Below are 26,927 nucleotides of genomic sequence, written 5' to 3'. Positions count from 1 at the left end.
CAAAGTCCCCTGCACATCGCCTTAACATCGCAGGCAAGGATCCACCGCGCCGACATGCGGGCGCTGCATGGGCGGTGGATGGGAGTGTGGCTATGCCTGGATTCTGGAAAAACCGTTTTCGTACCCTTGCGTGGGCTCTGCTGGCGGCGGGTTTGCTGTCGTCCTGTGCCGGTCTGCGGGAGGGCGCACGGCCCTACACGCTGACCCTGCTGCACATCAATGACCACCACTCGCACCTGGAGCCCCAGCCCAGGACCTTGCAACTGGATGCGGGGACGGGTGCGCCGGTGGCTGTGGCGGTCGATGCCGCCGGTTTTGCGCGCGTGGCGGCCGCATTCGAGTCGCTGTCCCAGGCAGCCGGTCCCCAGGTGCTCAAGCTCCATGCGGGGGATGCGCTGACGGGCACGCTCTACTTCAACCGCGCAGGCGCTGCAGGTGCGGCGGATGCCGCGCTGATGAACACGGTGTGCTTCGATGCGTTCACTCTGGGTAACCACGAGTTCGACAAAGGCGACGCAGGGCTCAAGGGCTTTCTTGATCTGCTGCGCCAAGGGCCGTGCAAGACCCCCGCGCTGAGTGCCAATGTGCACTTTGGTGCTGGCTCGGCGCTGCATCCCTCCAGGGCGCCGGGTGCGGTGCAGCCGTCCGTGGTGCTGGAGCGGGGAGGGCAGCCCATCGGCCTGGTGGGCCTGACGGTGGCGCAGAAAACCAAGGCATCCTCCAGCCCTGATCCAGACACCACGTTCGAGGACGAGGCCATCGCGGCGCAGCGTGAGATCGACCGCTTGCACGCGCAGGGTGTGAACAAGATCGTGCTGATGAGCCACATCGGCTACGGCAACGACCAGCGGCTGGCGGGCAGGCTGCGTGGCGTGGATGTGATTGTGGGCGGCGATTCGCACACGCTGCTGGGGCCGCAACAGCTCCAGACCCTGGGCGTGGGCTCACCGGCGGGGCCCTATCCCACGCGCAGCAAGGACAGGGATGGCAAGACCGTCTGCATCGTCCAGGCCTGGGAGTATGCGCAGGTGGTGGGTGAACTCCGGGTGCAGTTCGATGCGCAGGGCGAGGTGCTGGCATGCGAAGGGCGTCCGCATGTCCTCATCGGTGAGCACTTCACCATCGCCGGCAAGGCCCCTTCGGACGAAGAGAACAAGGCGCTGCGGGCCCGTGTGGAAGCCAGCGGCGTGCTGCATGCCACGGCGCCGCAAGCGGCTGCGGCGGCCATGCTCCAGCCCTACCAGGAGCGGGTGGCACGTTTCAACCAGACCGTGGTGGCCACGGCGCCAGCCGAGCTGTGCATGCGCCGTGTGCCTGGTGCCGAGGCTGCGGCGGGCGATCACAGCCAATCCAGCGTGGCATGCAATGCGCAGCCCAGGGTCAACGCGCATGGCGGCGATATTCAGCAATTGGTGGCGCAGGCCTATCTGGAAGTGGCGCAGGCCAGGTACGGCGGCGCAGACGTCGCGCTGCAAAGCGCGGGTGGCGTGCGCGGGGCGCTGCAAGGGCAGGTCACGGCATCCGACGTGATGCAGGTACTGCCTTTTGGCAACATGCTGCACCGCCTGGATATCACCGGCGACGAGGTGCATGCCATGCTGGAAGATGGCCTGGAGGCCGTCTATGGGCCGGGCGGCTCCACCGGCCCCTATCCCTACACCGCCGGGTTGCGCTTTGATGTGGACGCCACGGCGGCCCGGGGCCAGCGCGTCAGCCGCATCGAGGTGCGTGACGCGCGCACAGGCCAATGGGCTCCCCTGGACAGGGCCAGAACCTACCGCATGTTCGCCCTGAGCTTCAATGCACGCGGGGGTGACGGCTACAAGACCCTGGCCGCAGTGCCCGCTGCGCGGCGGCTTGATGTGGGCGTGCTCGATGCCGATGTGTTTCTGAGCTACATCGAAGCCCAGCCCAAGGACGCGGCCAGCGGACTGCCCTTGCTCCAGCCGCTGGATCCAGCGTTCTACAGCACACGCAGTTTCAAGGGCCCGAACTGAGCCATCCAGGTCTGGCCGCACAGGGTGCGAGGCGGCATACTTGCCGGGGTCAAACCACAGGAGGCACGCATGAGCACTTTCACCCTCACCAGTCCCGACATTCCCAGCGGCGGCACGGTGCCGCAGCACTTCGAGTTCGATGGCTTTGGCTGCTCGGGGCGCAACGAATCGCCCGCACTGCAATGGAGCGGCGCACCCGAGGGCGCCAAGAGTTTTGCACTGACCGTGTACGACCCCGATGCGCCCACAGGCTCGGGGTGGTGGCATTGGTTTGTGGTGGACCTGCCGGCCGATACGACGGCGCTGGCACCGAATGCAGGCGCCAAGGGCAGTGCGCAACTGCCGCAGGGCGCGCGCCAGATCCGCAACGACTACGGTGCCATGGCCTGGGGCGGCATGTGCCCGCCACCGGGCGACAAGCCACACCGCTATATCTTCACCGTGCACGCGCTCTCGGTGCCGCGACTGGACATTCCCGACGATGCCACGGCCGCGCTCGCGGGCTTCATGGTCAATGCCCACAGCCTGGCCAAGGCCAGCTTCACGGCCACCTATGGCCGGGCGTGAATGCTATTAAAAATATAGCTACTTGCGCTTGAATGGCAAGCCTTGAAGGCCAAAAAGACTACGAAATGGACACCCGCGCGAACTTGCGCTTGCCCACCTGCACCACGTAGCTGCCTGCGCCCAGCTTCAGACCCTTGTCGCTGACCACCGCGCCATCGACGCGCACGCCGCCACCGTCGATCAGGCGGTTGGCCTCGCTGCTCGAGGGGGCCAGGTGGGCCTGCTTGAGCAGCGCGCCGATGCCCAGCGGCGCGCCCGAAAGCGCCACCTCGGGAATGTCGTCAGGAATGCCGCCCTTGCTGCGGTTGATGAAATCCTGCTCCGCCGCGTCGGCCGCAGCGGCGTTGTGGAAGCGCGCCGTGATCTCCTTGGCGAGCATCACCTTGGCATCCTTGGGGTTGCGCCCGCCGGCGATCTCGGCCTTGAGCGCGGCGATCTCGGCCAGGCTCTTGAAGGACAGCAGCGTGTACCAGTCCCACATCAGGTCGTCCGAGATCGACAGCACCTTGGCGAACATGGTGTTGGCGTCCTCGGTGATGCCGATGTAGTTGTTCTTGGACTTGGACATCTTGTCCACGCCGTCCAGCCCCACCAGCAGCGGCATGGTCAGAATGCACTGCGGCTCCTGGCCATATTCCTGCTGCAGATGGCGGCCCATGAGCAGGTTGAACTTCTGGTCCGTGCCGCCCAGCTCCAGGTCGCTCTTGAGCGCCACCGAGTCGTAGCCCTGCATCAGCGGGTACAGAAATTCGTGCACGCTGATCGACTGGCCTGCATTGAAGCGCTTGTGGAAGTCATCGCGCTCCATCATGCGCGCCACGGTGTACTTGGCGGCCAGCTGGATCATGCCGGTGGCGCCCAGGGGCTCGCTCCATTCGCTGTTGTAGCGGATCTCGGTCCGGGCCGGGTCCAGCACCAGGCTGGCCTGGCGGTAGTAGGTTTCGGCGTTGACCTTGATCTGCTCGGGCGTGAGCGGCGGGCGCGTGCTGTTGCGCCCCGAGGGGTCGCCGATCAGGGTGGTGAAGTCGCCGATCAGGAAGATCACCTGGTGCCCCAGGTCCTGCAGTTGGCGCATCTTGTTGAGCACTACCGTGTGGCCGATGTGGATGTCGGGGGCTGTGGGGTCCAGGCCCAGCTTGATGCGCAGCGGCTGGCCCGTGGCCTCGGAGCGCTGGAGTTTCTTCACCCATTCGTCACGGGGCAGCAGTTCCTCCACGCCGCGCAGCGAGACTTCAAGCGCCCGGGCCACGCCCTCGGACAGTGGTGTGTTTTCAGCAGATGAATTCATAGGGTTTTCTAGGGTGTGCTCTCAAAGCGCTTCGCTATACTTGCGCGCACATTGCAGGAGTGGGGATTTTACGTGCCCGCCCAGCGCCGCCTGCCGGCGCTGCCTGCCGCCTGACATTCTTTGGCGCGCCCGCGCTACCCGGCACCGCCGGTAGCGCGTGGGCTGCCTTGCAGACCTGGGGATCGACTTTTGACACACGGCCTGACCACCGCACGCACCGCCTTGCTGGAGCGAATTGCCCAAGGCATTCAAAAACACCCCCGTCGTATCACCGCTTTTGTTGCAGCCGTCCTGTTGACGGGCGGCGGTGGCGCGTTTGCCGTCGCCTCGCTGGGGCCGGACCCTGCCGACCTGCCAGTGCGTCTGGTGGAGCTGCCAGTGGAATCCCTGGCCTCGGGGGTGGCGCTCGCGGATTTGACCGATACCGGCGGCTTCTCTCTCTACCGTTCGGAACAGGTGCGCAGCACGGATACGGCCGAATCACTCTTGCAGCGCATGGGTGTGGCCGATCCGCTGGCCGCGGCCTTTCTGCGCCGTGACACGCTGGTGCAGCGCAATCTGCTGGGTCGCACTGGACGCCTGGTGTCTGCCGAAACCAGCGACGACCACAGCCTGCAGCGCCTGACGGCGCGTTGGGCCCATGACGACAGCGGCAACTTCAAGCGCCTGGTGGTCGAGAAGACCGACAAGGGTTTTGTTTCGCGCATCGAGACGGCGCCGCTGACGGCCTCCACGCGCTTGGCGGGGGGCGTCATCCACAGCTCGCTGTTTGCCGCGACGGATGCGTCCAACATCCCTGATGGCGTGGCCGTGCAACTGGCCGAGTTGTTCTCGGCTGACATCGACTTCCGACGTGCCCTGCGCAAGGGCGACCGTTTCTCGGTCGTGTACGAAACCCTGGTGGCCGATGGCGAGCCCCTGCGCTCCGGCCGTGTGCTCAGCGCAGAATTCGTCAACAACGGCAAAACCCACCAGGCTCTGTGGTTCCAGGAGCCCGGCTCGGACAAAGGCGCCTATTACACGCTCGACGGTCAGAGCAAGCGCCGCGCCTACCTGGCCTCGCCGCTGGAGTTTTCCCGGGTAACCAGCGGCTTTGCCATGCGCTTTCACCCCATTCTGCAAAAGTGGCGTGCCCACCTGGGGACCGATTTTGCGGCTCCGACAGGCACCCCGGTGCGCACCGTGGGTGACGGTGTGGTGGACTTTGCTGGGGTTCAAAATGGCTTTGGCAACGTGGTCTATGTCAAGCACCGCAACCAGCATGTCACCGTGTATGCGCACCTGAACCGCATCGACGTGAAGAAGGGCCAGTCCGTTTCCCAGGGGCAGAACATCGGTACGGTGGGCGCCACGGGGTGGGCGACCGGGCCGCACCTGCACTTCGAATTCCGCGTCGATGGCCAGCACCAGGACCCGATGGTCATCGCCCGCCAGAGTGAGGCCGCCGCACCGGTGTCTGCCGCCGCACGCCCAGCCTTTGACCGCTTGGCCAGCACCATGCGCATCGAGCTGTCTTCGGCCGCGCTCATCGAGCAGGCCAGCGCAGAGTAAAGCGCCTGGGCCGCTGAGGTGCCACCAAAGCCATGTCCGATCTGTATATCGGCCTGATGTCCGGCACCTCGCTGGACGGCGTGGATGCCGTACTGGCCGACTTTTCCGGGCCGCGCTGCCAGGTGCTGCGACACCACGCCCTGGGTTTTGACCCTGACCTGCGCAGTGAACTGCTGGCGCTCAACACCAGCGGAGCCGACGAACTGCACCGCGCCGCGCTGGCCGCCAATGCGCTGGCGCGCTGCTATGCGCAGGCGGTGCAGGCCGTGCTGCAGGCTGCCGATATCCCCGCCAGCGCGGTGCAGGCCATCGGAGCGCATGGACAGACCGTGCGCCACCGCCCTGGCGCCTTTGACGGAACGGGTTACACCCTGCAGCTCAACAATCCGGCGCTGCTGGCTGAATGCACGGGCATCCGCGTGGTCGCCGACCTGCGCAGCCGCGATGTCGCCGCCGGCGGCCAGGGCGCGCCACTGGTGCCTGCCTTTCACCAGTTCCAGTTTGGCCAACCGGGCCAGGATGCCTTGGTGCTGAACATCGGTGGCATCGCCAACCTGAGCGTGCTGCGTGCCGACGGCAGCGTGCTGGGCTTTGACTGCGGCCCTGGCAATGCATTGATGGACCACTGGTGCCAGCAGCATCGCGGCGAGCCCTTTGACCGCGACGGCGCCTGGGCGGCCAGTGGTCAGGTGCTGCCTGCGTTGCTGCAACAGATGCAGGCTGAGCCCTACCTGCATCAAAGCCCGCCCAAAAGCACCGGGCGCGACCTGTTCAACCCTTCGTGGCTGGAGCAACACCTGCGCCACTGCCCATCCGCGTCTGCGGCCGATGTGCAGGCGACAATGCTCGAATTGACCGCCAGCGCTTGTGCAGAAAGCGCTATGCGCTATCAAAATAATAGCATTCTGCTTGCTGTGTGTGGCGGTGGGGCTTTCAATGGCCGCCTGATGGCACGCCTGCAGGCGCTGTTGCCGAACCTGCGTGTGCAGCCTACCGATACGCTGGGCCTGCCCGCGCAGCAGGTGGAGGCTGCCGCCTTTGCCTGGCTGGCGCGCCAGTGCCTTCTGGGCCTGCCCGGCAACCTGCCCAGCGCAACGGGCGCCCAAGGCGCCCGTGTGCTCGGGGCGATCTACCCCGCTTGATTCCACCAGCGTTGCTGGCGGGTGTGGTTTTTCAGGTCGAGAAGCTGGAGCCGCAGCCGCAGGTGGACGATGCGCCAGGGTTCTTGATCACGAACTGGGCGCCCTGCAGGTCTTCCTTGTAGTCGATTTCGGCGCCCACCAGGTACTGGTAGCTCATGGCGTCAATCAGCAGAGACACGCCGTTCTTGGTCATCACCGTATCGTCCTCGTTGACGATCTCATCGAAAGTGAAGCCGTACTGAAAACCCGAACAGCCGCCGCCCTGCACGAAGACGCGCAGTTTGAGATCGGGGTTGCCTTCTTCAGCGATGAGATCGGCCACTTTGGCGGCCGCGCTCTCGGTGAAGAGGATGGGGTCGGGCATGACTTCTTCGGGGGAATCTTGGACTGCGGCACTCATGGCGGGGCTCCGGGATAGGACTTTGGGGCGCAATGCTACTGCAAAGCGCGCAATTGTTCACCCTCAAGGGTTGTTTGCCGCCAGCTTCAATGTGGGCTTTTCTTCCACCACGGCATCGGCTGGAAACATCTTTCCGCAGATGGTGGCGCCTTGGTGCATTTCCAGGGTTTTGTAGTAAACATCCCCGGCAATGCGCGCTTTGGGCTGAAGTTCCAGCATGGTGCCGGCATGTACCGGGCCATGGATCTGGCCGTTGACGATGACATGGTCGGCATGCACCGCGCCTTCCACCTTGGCGGTGGCTGAGATCACCAGCAGGCCCGGCGTGCCTTGGCCCACGCGCACGTCGCCGACCACTTCGCCATCGATGCGCAAGCCATCGGTGAACAGCACATTGCCTTCAATGCGGCTGCCTTCTGCGATCAGGCTTTTGATGGGAGGTTGTTTGTTGCGGGAAAACATGTTCAATACTCCAATGGCGGGCTGGACGCTGCGCCGGAGCGCGCTAACTGGCAGGGCTTGCCGCAGTGTCTTCCAGCGCAAGTGTCTGGGTGGCCCGTGCTGTGCCACCTTCCAGCACGCGGACGGTGACGGTTTTTACCACGGTATGGGGGGGGAGGTCGATCATGCCTTCCAGGCGCCGGTATTGGCGCAGCTGCAGTGCCTGGCCTTGGCCTGGGAATGTGCGGGTCCAAGGCTGGCCTTCGCGTGTGCCGGTCAGCACCAACTCCACCTGCCCCTTGAATTCTGGAGCATTCTTGAGGGTGCGCATCACGAGTGCTTGCCATCGCAGATGCACTCCTGCGATGACTTCAGCCTGAAGGCCTCTGATGGCGACGCCGTTGGTGTCGGCGCCAGCCGGGATGAGTTTTTCAAACAGGCCCAGGTCTTCGCGCAGCGAACGGTTTTCTGCCTCGGCCTGGCGCAATCTTGCGGTGAGTTGCTCCAGGGCGGTCCTTTCGGCCAGCAAGAGGCTTCCCGAGGTGTCCACAAGGGCCTGATGCCGTTGGGACTCGTCCTGCAGGCGCTGCACCTCGGCGCGCAGATGCTTGAGTTCTTCTCGGCTTCCTGCATCCAGCCCGGCAATGGAGCGCCCAAACTCAAAAGCCCACAGCGCCAATGCTGCGGAGAACCCCAGCATCAGCGCCAGCAGGAACCAGCGCAAAGGCCAAGGCAGCGCACTGCGCACGGCCATCCGGGGGGCGCTGACGGTCAAGCGGCGTCGCAGCAGACGAAAACGCATGGGATCGGTCTCCTTGGCGATCGAAGGCCCGGACTATACCCTCTGGGGCAAGTGCGCCCAAAAAAACAAAACCGCCAGCGGTTTGCACCGTGGCGGTTTTGCAGGGAAGGCGTGCAGTCGCAGCGGATCAGCGCTTGGAGAACTGCTTTGCGCGGCGGGCGCCACGCAGACCGACCTTCTTGCGCTCGACTTCGCGTGCATCGCGCGTCACGAAACCGGCTTGGCTCAGCGCGGGCTTGAGCGAGGCGTCGTAGTCGATCAGCGCACGGGTGATGCCGTGGCGGGTGGCACCGGCCTGGCCGGATTCACCGCCGCCATTGACGTTGACCTGCACATCGAAGGCTTCGAGGTTGTTGGTCAGCGCCAGGGGTTGCTTGGCGATCATGATCGAGGTTTCACGGCCGAAATAGGACTGGATGTCCTTGCCGTTGATCGTGATCTTGCCAGAGCCTTTTTTCAGAAACACGCGGGCGACGCTGGATTTGCGACGGCCGGTGCCATTGTTCCAATCACCAATCATCTCAAGGCTCCTTACAGTTCCAGCACTTTGGGCTGTTGGGCGGTGTGGGGATGCTCTGCACCACCGTACACCTTGAGTTTCTTGATCATGGCGTAACCCAGCGGGCCCTTGGGCAGCATGCCCTTGACGGCCTTTTCCAGCGCGCGGCCGGGGTGCTTGGCTTGCATGTCGCGGAAGTTCGTGGCCGTGATACCGCCGGGGTAACCCGAGTGACGGTAGTACACCTTGTCGAGCGACTTGGTGCCGGTGACCTTGAGCTTGGATGCGTTGATGATGACGATGAAGTCACCGGTATCGACGTGAGGCGTGTAAATGGCTTTGTGTTTGCCGCGCAGACGGAGGGCAACTTCGCTGGCTACCCGACCGAGCACCTTGTCGGTGGCGTCAATCACAAACCACTCGTGCACCACCTCAGCGGGTTTTGCGCTGAATGTAGACATGAGAGTTCTCTTTCGAGGGTTTGACCGGCCAAAAAATAGGGGCCGGTGTCCTGCGGGCTCTTTTCCACGGTCGGTGTTTCTCTCAGGCGGAAACCTCTTAGGTGGGACCTGGGCGCGCCCGCGTAGGGCAAACCCACTTCGCCGCGGAGCACCAGTTCGCTGCGAAGCCTGCCATTATACAAAACTCGCCTCATCAACACCAGGGGTGCCGCAAGGGGCGAAATCCCTCAATTGGCAAGCTGGCGATTCTCCAGTGGCTCCATCTGGCGGCGGAACTCCACGCAGACAGGCAAGGCGGCATTGCCGGGTTTGCGGCATTGCTCGCGCAGGCACATGCTGCGGGTGAAGAACGACTCTCCTTCGCACAGCCGCACCGGCGGTGCGGGTTTGGGCGGTGGAGGCGCGGGTGCTGGTTCGGGCGCGGGCGGTGGGGGCGGTGCGGGCTCGGGTGCCGGGGGGGGCGCGGCTGCTGCTGCAGCAGCCTTGCGGCGTTGCGTCACACGCGAGGCTGCACGGGGGTCAGAGGCCGCTACAAAGGCAGGAGCCGGACTAGACGCTACTTCCGACGCCGAAGCAGCGCCCACCGTATCGGAGGCTGGTTCAGAGCCAGCAGGCGCCACCGCTGTTGCAGTGGCATCCAAGGCAGGCATTGATGCTGGAGCGGATGCCGGCTCGGCGAGTTCAGTGATGATGTCGTCCTTGGGCGGCGGCGCCTTGCCGGCCACATGGCTGCGCCATCCGTAGGCGCCACCCGCCATCACGACGAGTGCTGCCACGCCGATGGCCCACCAAGCCACACCTGCACCCGTAGCGGGCTTTCGTGCAGCCGTCTTGGGTGCGCCTTTGTGCAGAGGGGTGGGGCGCGATGGTCGCTCACGCTCGGATTCCAGTCCGTAACGCTTGGTGCCCGGAGGCATCGGCGGCTGGGACGCCTCCACCGCGTCAAGGAGGGAACTGTCGGCCACGTCTTCCATGAGTACGGTGTCGCCGGCGTCCAGCGCCACGGTGTCCTGCGCGTCCAGCATGGCCGGAGCGGGTGGAGTGGGTTCAGCAGCAGGTGTCGGGACAGGCGCAGGCGGAATCGGCTTGTTGAGCTTGCCCATGACTTCGGACGTCAAGTCCACGGTAGGCACCACAATGCCCGGCCCCGGCTGGTCGGTCGGCTCGACCCAAAGGTCGCCGAGCTCGGCACGGAAGTCAAACAACTCCAGCCCGGCAGGCGCCGTGGTCATTTCCATCAATTGCAGGAACTCGTCAATGCTCTGCGGTCGGTCTTGGGGCTGCAAGGACAAGGCCTTGGTGATCGCATCGACAAACGCTGGGGAATACTCTTGTCCGAACTGTTTGCGCACCGTCTTGGCGACTCGGGCAAAGGGCACCATACGGTCACGGATGGCGCGCAGCGTGGACGGCAGGGGCGTATCGTTGCAAAGGCAGCCGTGCACCACTGCTGCAAGGGAGTACAGGTCGCTCCATGGCCCCTGCACCAGCTCGAGGTCGCCTTCGGAATACTGCTCGATCGGTGCGTAGTTCACCTTGAGCACGGCCGTATGCTTGCGGTCCCGGTCGTTGATGGCATGGCGTGCAGCACCCAGATCCAGCAATACAGGCGGGCCAAAGTCCTGCAAGAAAATGTTGTCGGGAGAAATGTCGCGATGCAGCGTCTGACCGCCGTGCAGCACGCGCAGCGCTCCCAGCACACACCAAAGTACCTTGCGCAGCCAAGCCTCTGGGGGGGGCGTTCGCATCTGGGCGCGCGCTTGCTTGAACGTCATGCCGCTGTACAAGGGCATGACCATGTAGGCCGTATGGTTGGCTTCCCAGAAGCGGAACACCTTGACCAGGGAGGGGTGGTCGAATTGGGCCAGCAACCGCGCTTCACCCACAAAAGACTTCAGGCCTGCGTGGAAAGCAGGCTGGTCCGCAGGCGAGCGCGGTACCAGAGCGCCATCGCCACCGCGGGTGGCCAGCGCTGCAGGCATGAATTCCTTGATGGCCACGGCCCGGTGCAGGGAATGGTCGAATGCCTTGTACACCATGCCAAAGCCACCCACCCCCAGGAGAGCCAGGATTTCAAACTCTCCCAGGCGCGTGCCCACTGGCAAGGCATCGACATGCATTGCCGTTGGGGAGGGGTGCTCGGTAACGAGGTCGGTCATGGTGAGAAATCCATAGAGCCAAAGCTGCGGGGACAGCCTACGCAGGTTGGAGCTACAAGAAAGCAGGGGCCATCATCGCCGCTGTGCGCAGCCCCACCGACAACAAAACGTATCTGGTGGGAAAAAACACACGCTGCCTGCCGACTTTTTCCACGATTGTGCCCGCTGTGCAGGCCCGCACAACCCGGTCTAGCACCGTGCTGCGCATCCACATGGGGGATGCGGGGGTTACCATTGACGTATGTTCAGTTACCGCCACGCCTTCCATGCCGGCAACCATGCCGACGTGCTCAAGCACTCCGTGCTGATTGCCACCCTGCAGCACCTCATCGCGAAGGACACGGCCCTGATGGTGCTGGATACCCACGCCGGTGCCGGTCTATACAGGCTGGATGGTGACTATGCGCGCACCAGTGCCGAAGCCGAGGAAGGGGTTCTCAAACTGGCCGCGGCTGCCAGTGCACCCTCTGCCGCGCCGCTTCCCTCGCTTTTGCAGAACTACCTTGAACTGGTGCGGGGTTTCAATCAAGGGGTGCAAATCAGGGTTTACCCTGGTTCTCCGTTCATCCTGCAGCATCTGTTGCGCGAGCGCGACAAACTGAAGTTGTTCGAGCTGCACCCGACTGATCTGCGTGCGCTGGCAGGCAATGTGGCGCAACTGAATGCAGGGCGCCAGGTGGCAGTGCTGCAGGAGGACGGATTTGAAGGGGTGCGCCGCTTTCTGCCGCCACCATCGCGCCGGGCGCTGCTTCTGTGTGATCCCAGCTATGAACTCAAGAGCGACTACGCCCGTGTGCCCGACATGCTGCAGGATGCCCTCAAGCGCTTTGCCACGGGAACCTACGCCGTGTGGTACCCCATCATTCCGCGCCCGGAGGCGCACGACCTGCCCCGGCGGTTGAAATCGGTCGCCAGCAAAGCCGGGAAGAACTGGTTGCATGCGTCCCTGACGGTGAAATCAGGGGCGGGTGAGCGTCCCGGCCTTGCTGCGAGCGGCATGTTCGTCATCAATCCGCCGCACACTTTGCACGCAGCGTTGCGCGAGGCGCTTCCGTGCATGGTGGATTTGATGGGGCAGGATCGCAACGCCACGCATACCCTTGAAGCGGGCTGACGGCGCAGCCTTGGCTCATGGTCTGATGGGAATTGGCAGGCTGCGCTCCACGGGCACCGCCGTGACGCTGTTCTGCGGCGAGCCGTCGATCAGTTTTTCGGAGTAGGTCAGGTACACCAGCACATTGCGCTGCGTGTCCACCATGCGCACGATGCGCAGGCGCTTGAACAGGATGGACATGCGTTCGCTGAACACTTCTTCCTGCTTCTTGAGCGGCTCGGGGATGCTGATGGGGCCTACCTGCCGACAGGCAATGGAGGCCTCGGCGCGGTCTTCTGCAAGACCCAGGGTGCCCTTGATGCCACCTTTGCGAGCACGCGAAACGTAGCAGGTCACGCCCTGCACGGCCGGGTCGTCGTAGGCCTCCACCAGAATGTCGTGGTCCCGCCCAATCCACTGGAAGGCGGTGTCCACGGCGCCAATCTTTTCGCCCGAGGCTGCCTGAGCAGCCAGGGCCAGCAGGAAGGCGGGCAGGGCCAGCGCACTGCGTCTCATGCGCTCAACCGCGGTTCTGCGCAGCGCTGCGCGAGGTGGGCCAGGGCTTCTTCCACCTGATCGACCAGCACCAGGCACAGGTCGCCCGGTTGCAGGCGAGCAAGTGCGGTGTCGATGGCCAGGAACTCGCCTCGGATTTCTTCCACATGCTGCGTGCGTGTGGCGCCTGCCAGTCCTTCGCGCAGCAGTCCGATGACCTCGCCATCTGCGCGGCCGCGCTGGGCGGCGTCCTGGTACAGGATCACGTCGTCGAAGGCGGCGCCCAGGATCACGGTTTGCACGCGGATGTCCTCGTCGCGGCGGTCGCCAGCGCCGCTGATGACCACACTGCGGCGCTTGCCGGGCAGGGCATTCACGGCCTGTACCAAGGCGCGCATGGCGTCGGGGTTGTGGCCGTAATCGGCAATCACGGTGGCGCCGTGGTAATCCATCAGGTTGAAGCGGCCAGGTGCGTTGTCGCTGTCGTTGACAAAGCCCGAGAGGCCCCGGCGAATGGTCTGCCAGGGCAGGCCAGCGCCCCAGGCCGCAGCCACCGCAGCCATGACGTTTTCGACCTGGAACAGGATCTTGCCCCCCCGCGTGATGGGCACATCGCGCAGGTGGATGGTTTCACGCCAGGAGCCTTCGGCTGCCACGATGGAGTCACCATCGACATACACGGTGCGGTGCCGCTGGGCCCGGTGCGTGACCATGACCGGGTGCAGCCGGTCGCTGGCAAAGTAGATGACCTTGCCAGGGCACACACTGGCCATGGCGGCGACGATAGGGTCCATGGCGTTGAGCACGGCGTAGCCTGTGGGGGCCACGTTTTGCACGATCACGCGCTTGAGCACCGCCAGGTCTTCCACTGTGGTGATGTAGTTCAGGCCCAGGTGGTCGCCTTCGCCGATGTTGGTGACTACGGCCACCTGGCAGCGGTCAAAGCCCAGGCCTTCGCGCAGGATGCCGCCACGCGCGGTCTCGAACACCGCTGCATCCACCTCGGGGTGCAGCAGCACGTTGCGTGCGCTCTTGGGGCCGCTGCAATCGCCGCTGTCGATTTGGCGGCCGTTCACATACACACCGTCGGTGTTGGTCATGCCCACGCGCAGGCCCTGTGCCGAGAACAGGTGGGCGATCAGGCGTGCCGTGGTGGTCTTGCCGTTGGTGCCGGTGACGGCCACCACGGGAATGCGGCCGTCCTGGCCGTGGGCGTAAAGACGATCGACGATGGCCTGGCCGATGGCGCGCGGTTTGCCGTAGCTGGGCGCCAGGTGCATGCGCAGGCCGGGGGCGGCGTTCACCTCGACAAAGCCACCGCCCTGCTCTTCGAGCGGGCGCAGCACGGTTTCGGCCACCATGTCCACGCCGCAGATGTGCAGGCCCACCATCTGGGCCGCAGCCACGGCGCGTGCGGCGACTTCAGGGTGTACGTCATCGGTCACGTCAGTGGCAGTGCCGCCGGTGGAGAGGTTCGCGTTGTTGCGCAGTACCACGCGCTGGCCCTTCTCGGGCACCGAATCGGGTGTGAGGTTTTGCAACGCCAGGCGCGAGATGGCGATATCGTCGAGGCGGATTTTGGTCAGTGCCGTGCCGTGGCCCTCACCCCGACGCGGGTCTTGGTTGACGATGTCCACCAGCTCGCGCACTGTGCGCTCACCGTCGCCCAGCACCTGGGGTGGTTCACGGCGGGCGGCGGCCACGAGCTGGTCACCCACCACGAGCAGGCGAAAATCCTGCCCGGGCAGGAAGCGCTCGACCATCACGGTGCCATAGTCGGCGGCGTTTTTGTAGGCCTCTTCGAGTTGCGCGCGGTCGGTGATGTTGACCGTGACGCCCTTGCCCTGGTTGCCGTCCTGGGGCTTGACGACCACAGGCAGGCCGACCTTCTGGGCCACGGCCCAGGCCTCGTCCACCGTTTCGACCGGCTGGCCCAGCGGTACGGGCACACCGGCGGCGTGTAGCAGGCGCTTGGTCAGGTCCTTGTCCTGGCCGATGGATTCGGCCACGGCGCTGGTGGAATCGATTTCGGCCGCCTGGATGCGCCGCTGCTTGGAGCCCCAACCCAACTGAACCAGACTGCCCTGGGTGAGGCGGCGGTAGGGGATGCCTCGATCCACGGCGGCCTGGACGATGGCCCCCGTGCTGGGGCCCAGGCGGACGTCTTCGTCCAGATCGCGCAGGTGGGCAATAGCGGCTTCGGTGTTGAAGGAGTTGCCATCGAGGGCCGCCTGTACCAATTGCCGGGCGTACTGGAAGGCCTCGCGGCCCACCTCTTCTTCGGTGTATTCCACGACGACTAAAAACACTCCTGAATCCACGGTGGGCGTGGTGCGCGCGAAACTCACCGGGCAACCGGCCTGAGCCTGCAGCGCCAGCGCGGCCGCTTGCAACACGTGGGCGAGCGAGAGATCGGTCTCGCCGCCCTGGGGCTGCAGCACGCCAATGGCTGGAAACAGGGCGCGCAGGCGGGCCTCGAAGCCGTCGATGCGCGACATGGTGCATTCCTGCGCGCTGCAGGAAACCACGGCCTCAATGGCCAGGTGGCGGCTCCAGAGATTGGGCCCACGCAAGGCCCTGATGCGGGTGACATCCATGGGGATATTTCCTTTTTTTTCTGCCAATGCGTCGGCGGTCTACGCAGCCTGGGCGGCAGCTTGATCGGGTTCAAAGGTCTTGATGCCCGCAACGATGAGGTCCGGGGCAATGTCCAGCGCCCATGCGGCAGCTATGGCGGCCAGCAGGGCGTCGGTATCGGGTGGCGTGGCGCTGCGGCCAAAGCACAGTGCGCTCAAAGGGGCGATGGCTTGCTCGTTGCCGCCGGTGGTCAGCACGACACGTCCGCCCTTGATGAATACCGCGCGGCCCTGGTCCTGTGTGCGGTGCTGGACAATTACATCGAGTCCGCCGTCCTGCGCGTACAGCACCACGGCGCCATCGCACAACGGGGCCAGCTCGGCCACCTGGGCATGGGCTGCATGGAGTACCGCCGCGCCGCTGGGTAGCACCACATCGACCTGGGTGCGCAGGACCTTGGTCATCTGGGGCTGCTCGTGCACGTCGAATTCGGCCAGGCCCTCTGCGCCCAGCATGTCGGTGACCACGCCGACCTGGCAGCGGTCGTAGGCCAGACCGTCGCGCAGGATCACGCGGGCGTCGTTTTCGATGACGGCGGCCTGCACCATCTTGTTCATCAGCAGACGATACGCGGGCTCCCAATGCGTGCTGTCGGTGGATTCGACGCGGCGGCGGTCCAGGAACAGGCCTTCGCGGCACGCCAGCCCGGTGTGCTTTCCGCTCAGGTGCAGCAACCAAGCCACCAGGCGAGCAATCAAGGTGGTGTTCTGCGTACCCGCCACCCCCACCACGGGGATGCGCCCGGCGGGTTGGTCCGCGTCGTCGTGTTCTTCGGCAGGGAACAGGTGTTCCACGATGGCCTGCCCCACGGGGCGGGGCGCACCCACGGCGGGCTTGAGGTGCATCAGCAGGCCGGGGCCGGCGTTCACCTCCACGATGGCACCGCCCTGCGCCTGCAGGGGCTTGCTGATGTCCTGCGCCACCAGGTCGATGCCAGCAATGTCCAGTCCCACCACCTTGGCCGCCAAGGCCGCCATGTGGGCTACTTCGGGGTGCACCTCATCGGTGCAGTCCACGGCCATGTTGCCGTTGCGCTGCACCACCACCACGCGGCCGGCTGCAGGCACCGACTGAGCATCCAGATCCTGGCGCTTGAGTTCCAGCTGCACCTTGGAGTCGGTGGCCACGTCGATGATTTCCAGGGGGTATTCCTCCTCGTAGCCGCGGCGTGGGTCCGAGTTGAGCTGGGTTTCAATCAGTTCGGTGACCGTGGAATGGCCGTTGCCGGTGATGCAGACCAGCTCACCCCGCGCGGCGGCTACCAGCTTGCCGTCCACCACCAGCAGGCGGTGTTCGTCGCCGGGGATGTAGCGCTCGACCATCACGTCGCTGCCCTCGGGGTAGGCCACGTGGTAGGCGGCCTCGATGTCTTCCTGTTTGCGCAGGTCCAGACTCACGCCCCTGCCATGGTTGCCATCCGAGGGTTTGACGACCACGGGCAAGCCGATGTCCTGCGCGGCCTCCCAGGCTTCGGCGGGACTGTTGACGATCTGGCCCTCGGGAATGGGAACCCCGCAGGATTTGAGCAGGCTCTTGGTCAGATCCTTGTCCGAGGCAATGCCCTCGGCGATAGCGCTGGTGCGCTCCGTCTCTGCGGTCCAGATGCGGCGCTGGGCGGCTCCATAGCCCAGTTGAACCAGGTTGCCGTCGTTCAACCGGATGTGCGGAATGCCCCGGTCGGTGGCGGCGGTGACGATGCAGGCCGTGCTGGGGCCCAGGTAGCGTTCATCCACCTCGGTGCGCACGCGTGCCACGGCGGCCTGTACGTCGAAAGGCTCATCGTTGATGGCGGCCATGATCAGGCGGTGGCCCTGTGCCAGCGCCACGCGGGCCACTTGCTCGTCGCGTGCGCGAAACACCATGCGATACACGCCGCGTGTCGAGGTGCTGCGCGTCTGGCCAAAGCCAGTGGGCATGCCGGCGAGGTTCAGCAGCTCAATGACGATGTGCTCCAGCACATGACCGCACCAGGTGCCCTCTTGCAGCCGTTGCAGAAAGCCTCCGCGCTCACCCACGCCGCAGTGGTGCTCGATCAGCGCAGGCAGCCATGCGGTCAGGCGCTCATTGAAACCGGGGATCTGATGGGAAGGGTGGTCTTCGAGCGCGCCGAGGTCCAGCCAGACTTCGAGCACCGGACGGTAAGTCCACAGGTTGGGGCCGCGCAGGTAGTTGATGCGCAGTAGTTGGATGTCGTTGAATTTCGCCATGGGGTGCAAGGGTGGTTTGCCGGACGAGAGAATTTCAGACCCAGGGTAGGGTGATTTCAGGATTGTGCGTCAGATTGCCATGGTTACAGGCATGTCAGCCACGGCAGGGGGTGGGGCGTTAAGTCGAGATGCCCGGACAGCCTTGCTGCCGTGTAGGGGTACTTCGGAGAGAATTCCCATATCGCTGGGCGCTCACACAGGCAGGGCCCGGGGGTGCAATTACAAGACCACAATGCAACATCACCATCCATTGGATACATCGGGTGTTTTTCAGGGCCCCTTTGGGGCGGGTTTGCGGGCCATGCTCGCTTCCGACGAGAACGTGCGGGCGGCGCTGGCGGTTGACCTTGACGGTGCGCTGCGCTTTGGTGAGGGGGTGATCGTGGTGACAACCCGTCGCCTGCTGGCTCTGGCTCCCGGACAGAACGATTGGCAGACCTGGGATATTGCTCCGCACCTTGTGCTGCGCATGGGAGACCACGCTGGGGTAGGCACTCTGGAGCTGCACGACGCTCAGCAGCGCCTGGCGTTGTGGCGATTCACGCTGGGGGCGCAGGCCCAGGCACTGCTGCTGATTCAGCGCTTCGAGCAGGTGGCCCAGAGCGCCGCAGGTGCGCAGAGTGCAGTGCCGGAAGAAGCACGCTGCCCCGTCTGCAACGCCGAACTGCCCCCCGACAGCGAAGAATGCCCCGCTTGTGCGCGTGCGCAGGCCCCGCAGCCCTCCACCTGGGTGCTGCTGCGCCTGTGGCGGTTCGCGCACCCCTACCGTGGGCAACTGGCGGCGGGCTTTGCGCTCACACTGGCCTCCACGGCGGCAACGCTGGTGCCGCCGTACCTGACGATTCCGCTGATGGACGAGATCCTGATCCCGTTCCAGAACGGCCAGAAGATCGACCCCATGCTGGTGCTGCTGTACCTGTCCGGGTTGCTGGCTTCTGCACTCGTGGCCTGGGGGCTGGGCTGGGCGCGCACCTACATCCTGGCGCTGGTGTCCGAGCGCATTGGCGCTGATCTGCGCACCACCACCTATGAGCACCTGCTGCGCCTGTCGCTGGACTACTTTGGCGGCAAGCGCACTGGCGACCTCATGGCGCGCATTGGCTCGGAGACCGACCGCATCAACGTGTTCCTCTCCCTGCACGCGCTCGACTTTCTGACCGACGTGCTCATGATCGTGATGACAGCGGTCATCCTTTTTTCCATCAACCCCGCGCTGGCGCTGGTGACGCTGGTGCCGCTGCCGTTCATCGGCTGGCTGATCCACACCGTGCGCGACCGCCTGCGCACCGGCTTTGAGAAGATCGACCGCGTCTGGAGCGAGGTGACCAACGTGTTGGCCGACACCATTCCGGGTATCCGTGTGGTCAAGGCCTTCGCGCAGGAGAGCCGGGAGGCCCAGCGCTTTCGCGATGCCAATCAGCACAACCTGGAGGTGAACGACAAGCTCAACCGCACCTGGTCGCTGTTTTCGCCCACGGTGTCCCTGCTTACCGAAATGGGACTGCTGGTGGTCTGGGCCTTTGGCATTTGGCTGGTCTCGCGCAGTGAGATCACGGTCGGTGTGCTCACGGCCTTCATTGCCTATATCGGGCGTTTTTATGGGCGGCTCGATTCGATGAGCCGCATTGTCTCGGTCACGCAGAAAGCGGCGGCCGGGGCCAAGCGCATCTTTGACATCCTGGACCATGTCAGCAACGTGCCCGACCCGGCACAGCCCGTGAAGCTGGCACAGGTGCAGGGCGCCATCGCCATGCGCGGCGTAGGCTTTCGCTACGGCAGCCGTGCGGTCATTCGCAATTTGGATCTGGACATCCGCCCCGGCGAGATGATCGGCTTGGTGGGGCACAGCGGATCGGGCAAGAGCACCCTGGTCAACCTGATCTGTCGCTTCTACGATGTGAGCGAAGGTTCGATCCAGGTTGATGGCGTCGATTTGCGCCGCTTTGCCGTGGCCGACTACCGGCGCCACATCGGGCTGGTGCTCCAGGAACCCTTCCTGTTCTTTGGCACGATTGCCGAGAACATTGCCTACGGCAAGCCGGACGCCACGCGCAAAGAAATCATCGCGGCCGCACGCGCAGCGCATGCGCACGAGTTCATCCTGCGCCTGCCGCATGGCTACGACTCGCTGGTGGGCGAGCGCGGCCAGGGCCTCTCGGGCGGCGAGCGCCAGCGCATCAGCATTGCCAGGGCGCTGCTGATCGACCCGCGCATCCTCATTCTGGACGAGGCTACCTCGGCCGTGGACACCGAGACCGAAAAGGAAATCCAGAAAGCGCTGGACAACCTGGTACAAGGCCGCACCACCATTGCCATTGCGCACCGCCTGTCCACTCTGCGCAAGGCCGACCGCCTGGTGGTGATGGATCGCGGAGAGGTCGTCGAGGTGGGCCCGCACGACGCACTCATGGAGCAGCAAGGTGCCTATTGGCGGTTGTACCAGGCCCAGGTGCGCCGCGCCGAAGAAGACGCGCAGGCTGCTGGCGTGGTCATCGACAGCAGCTTGCAGCACAGCGCTCACCCGGCCGGGCAATGAAAGAACACCATGCAACACCCCAATGTTTCCATTTCCCTGCAGCTGCACCGCGACGCCCATGGTCGCCTGGTGTTGACCCTGCCTGACGGCACTGTGCACAGCGGCGTGGTGCCCGTGCGGGCTTTTCCGCTGGCCGCGCCGCAGGAAGGGCTTTCGATCGTGGGTTCCGATGGGCATGAGCTGATCTGGCTCGACCGTTTCGATGCGCTGCCCGAAGCGGCCCGCGCCATGGTCGAAGAAGAACTGGCGGTGCGCGAGTTTGTGCCCACTATCGTGAAAATCAGCGGGGTGTCTAGCTTCTCCACGCCCAGCACCTGGTCGGTAGAAACCGATCGCGGTCCTACGCGCTTCACCCTCAAGGGCGAGGAAGACATCCGCCGCCTGCATGGGCGCACCAAGCTGCTGGTGGCCAGTGCCGAGGGCGTGCAGTACGCCATTCCCGACTCCACCGCGCTGGACAAAGCCTCGCGCAAGCTGCTGGAGCGGTTTTTGTAGCGCTGCTGGTGGGTTGGCGTAGTAGCGGAGGTAACGGTCAATTTGTTACAAATGGTAATAAGACCTCAATTCCCCCTTCTTTTCGCCGAAATGGAGGCGCGAGATGGGGTTAAAGCCCCGTCGTGTAACTTTTCCCAGAGGCCCCATCATGCAACTGCCACCTGTCGACCGATCTCCGATCTGGCGTCCCCAGGGCGCAGATCTGTATTCCACCGGAGCTTCCGGGGCGGTACCTGTACGCCCCATCAACAACCCCAACCCCGTGGAGTCCATGGACCGTCTGGGTGAAGGGGCTGTCGTCAAGGCGCCCGAGAAACCTTCCGATCCCGACGCCCCCAACCGCGACTGGACCATGGTCCAGAAGAAGGAAACGGTGGAAGAGCCTCCCGAGCCCCCGAAGGAGCCGCTCTACAAGCAGTTGCTGGAACATCTGCAATCCCTCTGGCGCGCCAGCGGCAGCGCCATTGAGTTGGCGCAGGAGGTCAACAAGGCCACGTTGCAGGAACGCATGGCTCCCCAGGCCAAGAACGAGCCGCTGACCTACTCCGATCCCAAGGTCAAGCGCACGGGGGGCTTGTAGTCCGTCGTGGTTCTGCTATAAAAAATGTAGCTTTCCGCGCTTATTCAGCGGGCGATATAGGCATTTTTGACCTAATAATCAGACCGTTGGATTGGTGATGCCGCTGCTCACATGTCCTGCAGGTACATGCTGCGCGGCCGAGCGCACATGGCCGGTCTGGTCGTCAAAGAAGAAATCGGGCTCGAACTCGCGCAAAAACTCGCCCTTGGGCAGCCCGCCCAGGAACATGGCTTCATCCACCGCAATGTTCCAGCTCATCAGCGTCTGGATGGCGCGCTCGTGCGCCGGGGCGCTGCGTGCCGTGACCAGCGCGGTGCGGATGCGCATCTCGCCCGGGCTGCTGCGTTGCAGGCGGTGCAGGGCCGACAAAAATGGCTTGAACGGCCCCGGCGGCAGCGGCAGATGGGCTTTTTCCTGCTCGTGCGCCTGAAAGGCATCCAGCCCGGCGGACTGGAACACCCGCTCGGCCTCGTCGGAAAACAGCACCGCGTCGCCGTCAAAGGCAATGCGCACCTCGTGCGGGTGCGCGGCGCTGGCCTGGGCTGACTGGGTGGCCACCTGGGCGGCTGGGTAGCCCATGGCCAAGGCCTGGGCCACATCGGCCCCGTTGGCTGACAGGAACAGATGTGCGCCCAGCGGGCGCAGGTAGCGAAAGGGAGCCGTCCCCTGGGTGAACACGCCGCGCTGCACGCTGGCCAGGCCATGGGCGCGCGCCGAGCGGAACACGCGCATGCCGCTGGTGGGGTCGTTGCGCGACAGCACCACCACCTCCACCCGCTGCTGGTCTGGTGTGTTGAAGGCGAGCAGCTTGCGTACCAGCGAAAAAGCCACGCCTGGCGCAGCGGGGGCGTCCAGCCGCTCCAGTTGCAGCTGCATGTAGGCCCGTGCATCGCCCTGATCGAACAGGCGGTTTTCTTCCTCGAAATCAAACAAGGCGCGCGAGGAAATCGCCACCACCAGCTTGTCGTCCAAGGTCTGCGCCATCGTGGGGCCTACTTCATGAATTGGTTGAGTTCGATGATGGGTTGCAGCACTGCCAGCACGATCAGCAGCACCACCAGGCCCATGGTCACGATCAGCAGGGGTTCCAGCAAGGTGGCCAGCTGCATGGAGCGGCGCTGGACCTCGGTCGAGAACTGCTGGGCCGCACGTTGCAGCATCACGGGCAACTGACCTGTCTGCTCGCCGAGGCGCGCAAACATGGGCAACAGGCTGGGAAAACGTTTTTTCTGCGCCAGGGCGGAGGCCAGGGGAGCGCCTTCGCGCACCATGACGAGGGCGTCGAGCGCGTCGGCCCGCAGGGCGCGGTTGTTCAGCGTTTCGGCAGCGGCCTGCAGTGCCTTGAGGATGGGTACCCCTGCGCCAGCCAGCATGGCCAGCGTACCGGCAAAGCGCGCCGCGTTGTAGCCTCGGGCCAGGCGGCCCAGCAGCGGCAGACGCAGTACGGCAGCGTCGAAGCGGGTGCGCACGCTGTCCATGCGCAGCGCCCAGCGCCCGCCCAGCAGGCCCAGTGCCAGCAGCCCGCCCATCCACAGACCATGGCTGCGCACAAACGCGCTGATGGCCAGCATGGCCACGGTCAGCATCGGGAGCTGGCGCTTGGTGCCTGCAAACACCCCCGCCACCTGCGGTACCACGTAGGTGACCAGAAACAGCACGATCAAGATAGCCACCACGGTAACGATGGCAGGGTACAGCGCTGCGCCCAGCAGCTTGGCCTTGAGCGCCTGGCGCTCCTCCAGGTCATCGGCCAGGCGCTCCAGCACCTGGGCCAGGTGGCCACTGTGCTCCCCCGCGCTGATCACGGCGCAGTAAATGTCGGAAAACTCGCGCGGGTGCTGCTGCAGCGCGCGCGCGAAGGTGGAGCCTGCATTCACCTCGGCGCGCAGCCCGGCCACCAGATTGCGCTGGCCCTCATGCTCGGCTTCGTCGGCCAGGGCCGTCAATGCGCGCTCCAGCGGCAGGCCCGAGGACACCAGCCCTGCGAGCTGGCGTGTCCAGATGGCCAGCGCCGTGGCGTTGAAGACCGGGCGTGTGAACCAGGCGCTGGACGCGGGGCCGCTGGCGCTGCCTTCTCCCACCGCCTGCACGGTCAGTGGCACCAACGCCTGCGCGCGCAACTGGCTGCGCGCGGCTTTTGCGGTGTCCGCTTCGAGCACGCCCTTGCGGGTTAGGCCCTGATCGTCCAGGGCTTCAAAGGAAAAAGCAGGCATGGGCTAGGTTCGTCGCAGGGGAGGGCGGTGGAAACGGCGATGGTAGCCGCTGATTGTGCCTGTGCATGCCCAGGGCTTCACGCACAAGGGCAGCGCGCTGACGTGTCGCATGCATGCCCACAAGCCCGACATGGGGGCGTTGCTTTCCTCGAAAGGCGGGAAAACCCCTGGTCAAAGCGTCTTCGGTGTCACAAAATGCTTCTCGATCGCCAAAAAACAATGTTTTGCGTGGGCCAGCGCGGCCCAGGAAGCCACCAGCACCAGAGGTTCGCATGGGATTTTTCAGCCGCTTTTTCAAGTTCAAGGAGCAGGACTCGTCCAGCCCCGAAACCACCTGGGCCTACGAGGACAACGCCAGCGAGCTGGTGCTGGATCCGGAGTACGCCGCGACGCTGATGACGGAGTTCGATATCGATGCCGCCATCGTCAGCCATGACGCCTGGAAGGAGCGCTTGCGCCAGGTGGTGGAAGGCACGTCCACCGAAGTCTTGGACCCCGCGCAGGTGGGCGATGCCGATTGCTGCCCGCTGGGGCAGTGGCTCCAAGGCACGGGCAAGGACATGCTGGGCCAGTATCCGGCGTTCGAGATGCTGGTGTCCCGGCACCGCTACTTCCACGCGCAAGCGGCGGCGGTGGTGTCGCTGAGCCAGGCGGGCGAGCGGGAAAAGGCACTGCAACTCTTCCAGGGCGGCTACCGGCACGCCTCCAACCAGGTCACGCTGCTGCTCAAGGAACTGCGCCGTGGCCTGGGCCAGTAGCCAAGGTTCCGCCTGCGAACTGTTGGCTGTGTGCGTGGGGGCGGTGCAAGCCTATGCACGGGGCAGCCGCAGCGGCATTGACAAGCGCCCGGTGGTTGGCAGGGTGCGTGCCACCGTGTTGGGCTTGGTGGGGGATGCGCAAGGCGACCTGCGCGTGCATGGCGGGCCCGACAAGGCCATACACCACTACCCGCAAGAACACAGTGCCCATTGGCAGGCTGTGCTGGGCGCACACCCTTTGCTGCATGTGCCGGGAGCCTTTGGCGAAAACCTGCATACCCGGGGCTTGACCGAGGCAGATGTCTGCTTGGGCGACCACTGGCGCGTGGGCGAGGCGCTGCTCGAAGTGAGCCAGGCCCGCCAGCCCTGCTGGAAGCTCAACGAGCGTTTTGCCCGTGCCGACATGGCGCGCCAGGTGCAGGCCAGCCGCCGCACGGGCTGGTACTACCGCGTGTTGCAGGAGGGCGATCTGTGGGCCGGCGCCCCCATGGCGCTGCAAGAGCGGCCGCATCCGCAATGGTCCATGGCGCACCTTCTGGATGCCTTGTACGCGCCCGAACAGGACCCCGAGCGCCTGCGCCCGATGCTGGCGCTGCCTTTGCCTGCATCCTGGCTGCGCCTTGTCCAGCGGCGCATCGACAGTGGCGTGGTGGAAGACATGGCCCCCCGACTGGACGGCCCGCTGCCGACCTGAACGTGGCTTATTGCGAGAGCACTTCGCGCACCACCGCCACCTGGCGGCGCGAAACGGTCAGCAGCTCGGCCAGGCCATGCAGGCGCACGGCCCAGCCTTCGCCCTCCTCGGGATCATGGTGACGCTCCAGGGCACGCAGTGCACGCCGCGCTACCAGTGCGTTGCGGTGGATGCGCAGAAAGCGGCCAGGAAAGCGCGCTTCCAGCTCGCTGAGAGAGCCGTCCAGCACATAGCTGCGCGCCGTGGTGCGCACGGTGACGTACTTTTGCTCTGCCTTGAAGTACATCACTTCGGTCAGTGGAACGCGCTCGGTGCGTCCGCGGTCCTGGATCAGCAGCACTTCGCCCGATGCATCCTCACTGAGTGCGGGTTGCGGTGCCGCGACCAGGGCAGGGCGCTGCGTACGCTGCACCTTGGCCAGGGCCTGCTGCAGTCGCTCCAGGCGCACAGGTTTGGTGAGGTAGTCGATGGCATCCAGCTCGAACGCGCTGACCGCATGGTCGGCATGGGCCGTCACAAACACCACGGCCGGAGGGTGGCTCAGCGCGCGCAGGTTCTGCGCCAGGCACAGGCCGTCCTGCCCGGGCATGTGGATGTCCAGCAGCAGCAAATCGAAGGCCTGTCCGCCGCTGGGGGACAGCAGCCCGAGGGCCTCTGTGGCGCTCGCTGCTTCTCGCACCATGTGGGGTGGCTGGGCTGCGCAATCGGCCAGCAGGGTGCGCAGGCGGTTGCGTGCCAGCGTTTCATCATCGACGACCAGAATGTTCATGGCGTTTCTTGCGAGAAGGGCGTGAGGGTGTGGCAGCTTGCTGCACATTGGGCGGAGCGGGCAGGCTCAGGCGCACCTGGTACAGGCCGTCCTGCACGCCTGCGCTGAAGTCGGCCTGTACGTCGTGCAGCAGCGACAGGCGGGCGCGCACGTTGGCCAATGCAATGCCGTTGCCGCGGGACACATCGCCCTTGCTGGAGCGCTCGTCGGGTAGGGTGTTGGTGATGCGTACCACCACCCGGCTGCCACGCAGTTCGGTCAGCACGCGCAGCTTGCCGCCCAGGGTGCTGGGTTCTACCCCGTGCTTGACGGCGTTTTCCACCAGCGGCTGCAACAACAGCGGGGGGAGCAGGGCTGCATCGGCACGGGGGTCGAGCTGCCATTGCACGCGCAGTCGCTCGCCAAAGCGCACCTGCTCGATGGCCAGGTAGCGGCGCGCGAGCCGGATCTCGTCGGCCAAGGTCACGGCTTCGCCTTGTTCGACCAGGGCCGAGCGGAACAGATCGCTCAGATCTTCCAGCAGCGACTCGGCTTTGGCGGGCTCGTCACGCACCAGCGCAATGGCACTGTTGAGCGAGTTGAAAAGAAAGTGTGGGCGAATGCGCGACTGCAGCTCGGTCAGGCGTGCCGTGGTGGCTGCAGGGGTGCGCCCGCGCGCGCGCAGCACCAGCGCCGCCACCAGCAGCGCGGACAGCAATGCGCCACTGGCAGCACTGGCGATCCAGGGTGCGTGCTCGGTGGTGGCAACCACCTGCGTGATGCCACAGGCGCCCAGTCCCGCCAGCGCGCCCAGCACCACACCTGCGGTGTACTGGCCATGCGTGCTCAGACGTTCGAGCCACTGCTTGAGGCTGCAGGCAGCGACCAGCCACGCCAGCGTGGCGGGCAGTGCCACGCCCGTGAGCAGGGCCAGTCGGGCCAGCCAGTCGGGCGGAGAGTCCGCGCCGAAAAGTGCGCCCACGGCGATCACCGCCTCGACAAACAGCACCGCGCGCAGCACTACTCCGGCGTGGCAGGCATCGAACACCAGTGCGCGTCCGGCCGTCAGGGCTTGGCGCGCTGTGGCAGGTGTGTCTGGAAGGGTCGATAAAATTTGCGTCTCTTGCATTGCGGCATCCGGGTGTTCCGGGTGTCTGTTCCACC

24 protein-coding genes are annotated in these 26,927 nt (G+C 65.1%); 10 read left to right on the top strand and 14 right to left on the bottom strand.

The window, feature by feature from the left end:
- Positions 1-92 precede the first annotated feature (92 nt).
- On the top strand, positions 93-1,997 hold the full coding sequence (locus GWK50_RS15985; protein WP_162017350.1) for a 5'-nucleotidase C-terminal domain-containing protein: 1,905 nt from the start codon (positions 93-95) through the stop codon (positions 1,995-1,997).
- Positions 1,998-2,066: 69 nt separating this feature from the next.
- Positions 2,067-2,564: a YbhB/YbcL family Raf kinase inhibitor-like protein gene (locus tag GWK50_RS15980; RefSeq protein ID WP_162017349.1), complete on the top strand. Its 498-nt coding sequence runs from the start codon at positions 2,067-2,069 to the stop codon at positions 2,562-2,564.
- Between the two features lie 58 nt (positions 2,565-2,622).
- Here GWK50_RS15980 and tyrS read toward each other — a convergent pair whose 3' ends face one another.
- Positions 2,623-3,852, bottom strand: a complete 1,230-nt coding sequence (tyrS, locus tag GWK50_RS15975) for a tyrosine--tRNA ligase (protein WP_162017348.1) — start codon at positions 3,850-3,852, stop codon at positions 2,623-2,625.
- 189 nt (positions 3,853-4,041) lie between these two features.
- On the opposite strand from tyrS, the gene GWK50_RS15970 reads away from it, so the two are divergent.
- Together GWK50_RS15970 and GWK50_RS15965 are read left to right on the top strand one after the other, a co-directional pair.
- Positions 4,042-5,403 (top strand): M23 family metallopeptidase, encoded by a 1,362-nt coding sequence (locus GWK50_RS15970; RefSeq protein ID WP_162017347.1) that lies wholly within the window; start codon positions 4,042-4,044, stop codon positions 5,401-5,403.
- Positions 5,404-5,435: 32 nt separating this feature from the next.
- Positions 5,436-6,545, top strand: coding sequence for an anhydro-N-acetylmuramic acid kinase (locus GWK50_RS15965; protein WP_162017346.1), 1,110 nt, complete (start codon positions 5,436-5,438; stop codon positions 6,543-6,545).
- Positions 6,546-6,576: 31 nt separating this feature from the next.
- On the opposite strand, the gene erpA is transcribed toward GWK50_RS15965, so the two are convergent.
- From erpA to GWK50_RS15935, 6 genes are all read right to left on the bottom strand, one after another.
- Positions 6,577-6,945 carry an iron-sulfur cluster insertion protein ErpA gene (erpA, locus tag GWK50_RS15960; RefSeq protein ID WP_162017345.1) on the bottom strand — a complete coding sequence of 123 codons (369 nt, stop codon included), beginning with the start codon at positions 6,943-6,945 and terminating at the stop codon, positions 6,577-6,579.
- A gap of 63 nt (positions 6,946-7,008) precedes the next feature.
- On the bottom strand, positions 7,009-7,407 hold the full coding sequence (locus GWK50_RS15955; RefSeq protein WP_162017344.1) for a polymer-forming cytoskeletal protein: 399 nt from the start codon (positions 7,405-7,407) through the stop codon (positions 7,009-7,011).
- A 43-nt stretch (positions 7,408-7,450) separates the two neighbouring features.
- Positions 7,451-8,188: a DUF6776 family protein gene (locus GWK50_RS15950; protein WP_162017343.1), complete on the bottom strand. Its 738-nt coding sequence runs from the start codon at positions 8,186-8,188 to the stop codon at positions 7,451-7,453.
- A 127-nt stretch (positions 8,189-8,315) separates the two neighbouring features.
- Complete coding sequence (rpsI, locus tag GWK50_RS15945) at positions 8,316-8,708, bottom strand: 30S ribosomal protein S9 (protein WP_162017342.1); 393 nt, start codon at positions 8,706-8,708, stop codon at positions 8,316-8,318.
- 11 nt (positions 8,709-8,719) lie between these two features.
- The gene (rplM, locus tag GWK50_RS15940) at positions 8,720-9,148 is read right to left on the bottom strand and encodes a 50S ribosomal protein L13 (RefSeq protein WP_162017341.1); all 429 of its coding nucleotides are present in this window, start codon (positions 9,146-9,148) and stop codon (positions 8,720-8,722) included.
- Positions 9,149-9,375: 227 nt separating this feature from the next.
- The gene (locus GWK50_RS15935; RefSeq protein WP_197905027.1) at positions 9,376-11,307 is read right to left on the bottom strand and encodes a serine/threonine-protein kinase; all 1,932 of its coding nucleotides are present in this window, start codon (positions 11,305-11,307) and stop codon (positions 9,376-9,378) included.
- Between the two features lie 241 nt (positions 11,308-11,548).
- Between GWK50_RS15935 and rlmJ the strand changes: the two genes are divergently transcribed.
- Complete coding sequence (gene rlmJ / locus GWK50_RS15930; RefSeq protein WP_162017340.1) at positions 11,549-12,421, top strand: 23S rRNA (adenine(2030)-N(6))-methyltransferase RlmJ; 873 nt, start codon at positions 11,549-11,551, stop codon at positions 12,419-12,421.
- A gap of 15 nt (positions 12,422-12,436) precedes the next feature.
- Here the strand turns inward: rlmJ and GWK50_RS15925 are convergent, their stop codons facing one another.
- The 3 genes from GWK50_RS15925 to cphA (GWK50_RS15915) are packed head-to-tail and all read right to left on the bottom strand — an operon-like array spanning position 12,437 to position 17,739.
- Complete coding sequence (locus GWK50_RS15925) at positions 12,437-12,916, bottom strand: CreA family protein (RefSeq protein WP_162017339.1); 480 nt, start codon at positions 12,914-12,916, stop codon at positions 12,437-12,439.
- Positions 12,913-15,492, bottom strand: a complete 2,580-nt coding sequence (cphA, locus tag GWK50_RS15920; protein ID WP_162017338.1) for a cyanophycin synthetase — start codon at positions 15,490-15,492, stop codon at positions 12,913-12,915. Before cphA (GWK50_RS15920) ends, GWK50_RS15925 begins: the two co-directional genes overlap by 4 nt.
- Positions 15,493-15,531: 39 nt before the next feature.
- The gene (cphA, locus tag GWK50_RS15915) at positions 15,532-17,739 is read right to left on the bottom strand and encodes a cyanophycin synthetase (RefSeq protein ID WP_162017337.1); all 2,208 of its coding nucleotides are present in this window, start codon (positions 17,737-17,739) and stop codon (positions 15,532-15,534) included.
- 232 nt (positions 17,740-17,971) lie between these two features.
- On the opposite strand from cphA (GWK50_RS15915), the gene GWK50_RS15910 reads away from it, so the two are divergent.
- The 3 genes from GWK50_RS15910 (at position 17,972) to GWK50_RS15900 (ending at position 21,350) form a co-directional block, all read left to right on the top strand.
- Positions 17,972-20,275, top strand: a complete 2,304-nt coding sequence (locus GWK50_RS15910; protein WP_162017336.1) for an ABC transporter ATP-binding protein — start codon at positions 17,972-17,974, stop codon at positions 20,273-20,275.
- A gap of 9 nt (positions 20,276-20,284) precedes the next feature.
- Complete coding sequence (locus tag GWK50_RS15905) at positions 20,285-20,770, top strand: DUF1854 domain-containing protein (RefSeq protein ID WP_162017335.1); 486 nt, start codon at positions 20,285-20,287, stop codon at positions 20,768-20,770.
- 148 nt (positions 20,771-20,918) lie between these two features.
- A complete protein-coding gene (locus tag GWK50_RS15900) occupies positions 20,919-21,350 on the top strand; it encodes a hypothetical protein (RefSeq protein ID WP_162017334.1) in 432 nt (143 codons plus the stop codon).
- A gap of 78 nt (positions 21,351-21,428) precedes the next feature.
- Here the strand turns inward: GWK50_RS15900 and GWK50_RS15895 are convergent, their stop codons facing one another.
- Both GWK50_RS15895 and gspF read right to left on the bottom strand, forming a co-directional pair.
- A complete protein-coding gene (locus tag GWK50_RS15895; RefSeq protein ID WP_162017333.1) occupies positions 21,429-22,334 on the bottom strand; it encodes a 5'-nucleotidase in 906 nt (301 codons plus the stop codon).
- A gap of 8 nt (positions 22,335-22,342) precedes the next feature.
- Positions 22,343-23,563 carry a type II secretion system inner membrane protein GspF gene (gspF, locus tag GWK50_RS15890; protein WP_162017332.1) on the bottom strand — a complete coding sequence of 407 codons (1,221 nt, stop codon included), beginning with the start codon at positions 23,561-23,563 and terminating at the stop codon, positions 22,343-22,345.
- 272 nt (positions 23,564-23,835) lie between these two features.
- Between gspF and GWK50_RS15885 the strand changes: the two genes are divergently transcribed.
- The gene (locus GWK50_RS15885; RefSeq protein ID WP_162017331.1) at positions 23,836-24,321 is read left to right on the top strand and encodes a CZB domain-containing protein; all 486 of its coding nucleotides are present in this window, start codon (positions 23,836-23,838) and stop codon (positions 24,319-24,321) included.
- A 19-nt stretch (positions 24,322-24,340) separates the two neighbouring features.
- Positions 24,341-25,015, top strand: coding sequence for an MOSC domain-containing protein (locus tag GWK50_RS15880; RefSeq protein WP_162018147.1), 675 nt, complete (start codon positions 24,341-24,343; stop codon positions 25,013-25,015).
- Positions 25,016-25,022: 7 nt separating this feature from the next.
- Here GWK50_RS15880 and GWK50_RS15875 read toward each other — a convergent pair whose 3' ends face one another.
- Together GWK50_RS15875 and GWK50_RS15870 are read right to left on the bottom strand one after the other, a co-directional pair.
- Positions 25,023-25,784 (bottom strand): LytTR family DNA-binding domain-containing protein, encoded by a 762-nt coding sequence (locus tag GWK50_RS15875; protein WP_162017330.1) that lies wholly within the window; start codon positions 25,782-25,784, stop codon positions 25,023-25,025.
- Positions 25,762-26,892 carry a histidine kinase gene (locus GWK50_RS15870; RefSeq protein ID WP_162017329.1) on the bottom strand — a complete coding sequence of 377 codons (1,131 nt, stop codon included), beginning with the start codon at positions 26,890-26,892 and terminating at the stop codon, positions 25,762-25,764. Before GWK50_RS15870 ends, GWK50_RS15875 begins: the two co-directional genes overlap by 23 nt.
- Between the last annotated feature and the right edge of the window lie 35 nt (positions 26,893-26,927).

Origin of the sequence: Acidovorax sp. 210-6 (assembly GCF_010020825.1) — a bacterium.
GTDB lineage: Bacteria > Pseudomonadota > Gammaproteobacteria > Burkholderiales > Burkholderiaceae_C > Simplicispira > Simplicispira sedimenti.
Note: the sequence above shows the minus strand (reverse complement) of the source record. Positions and strands in the feature narration are given on the sequence as shown.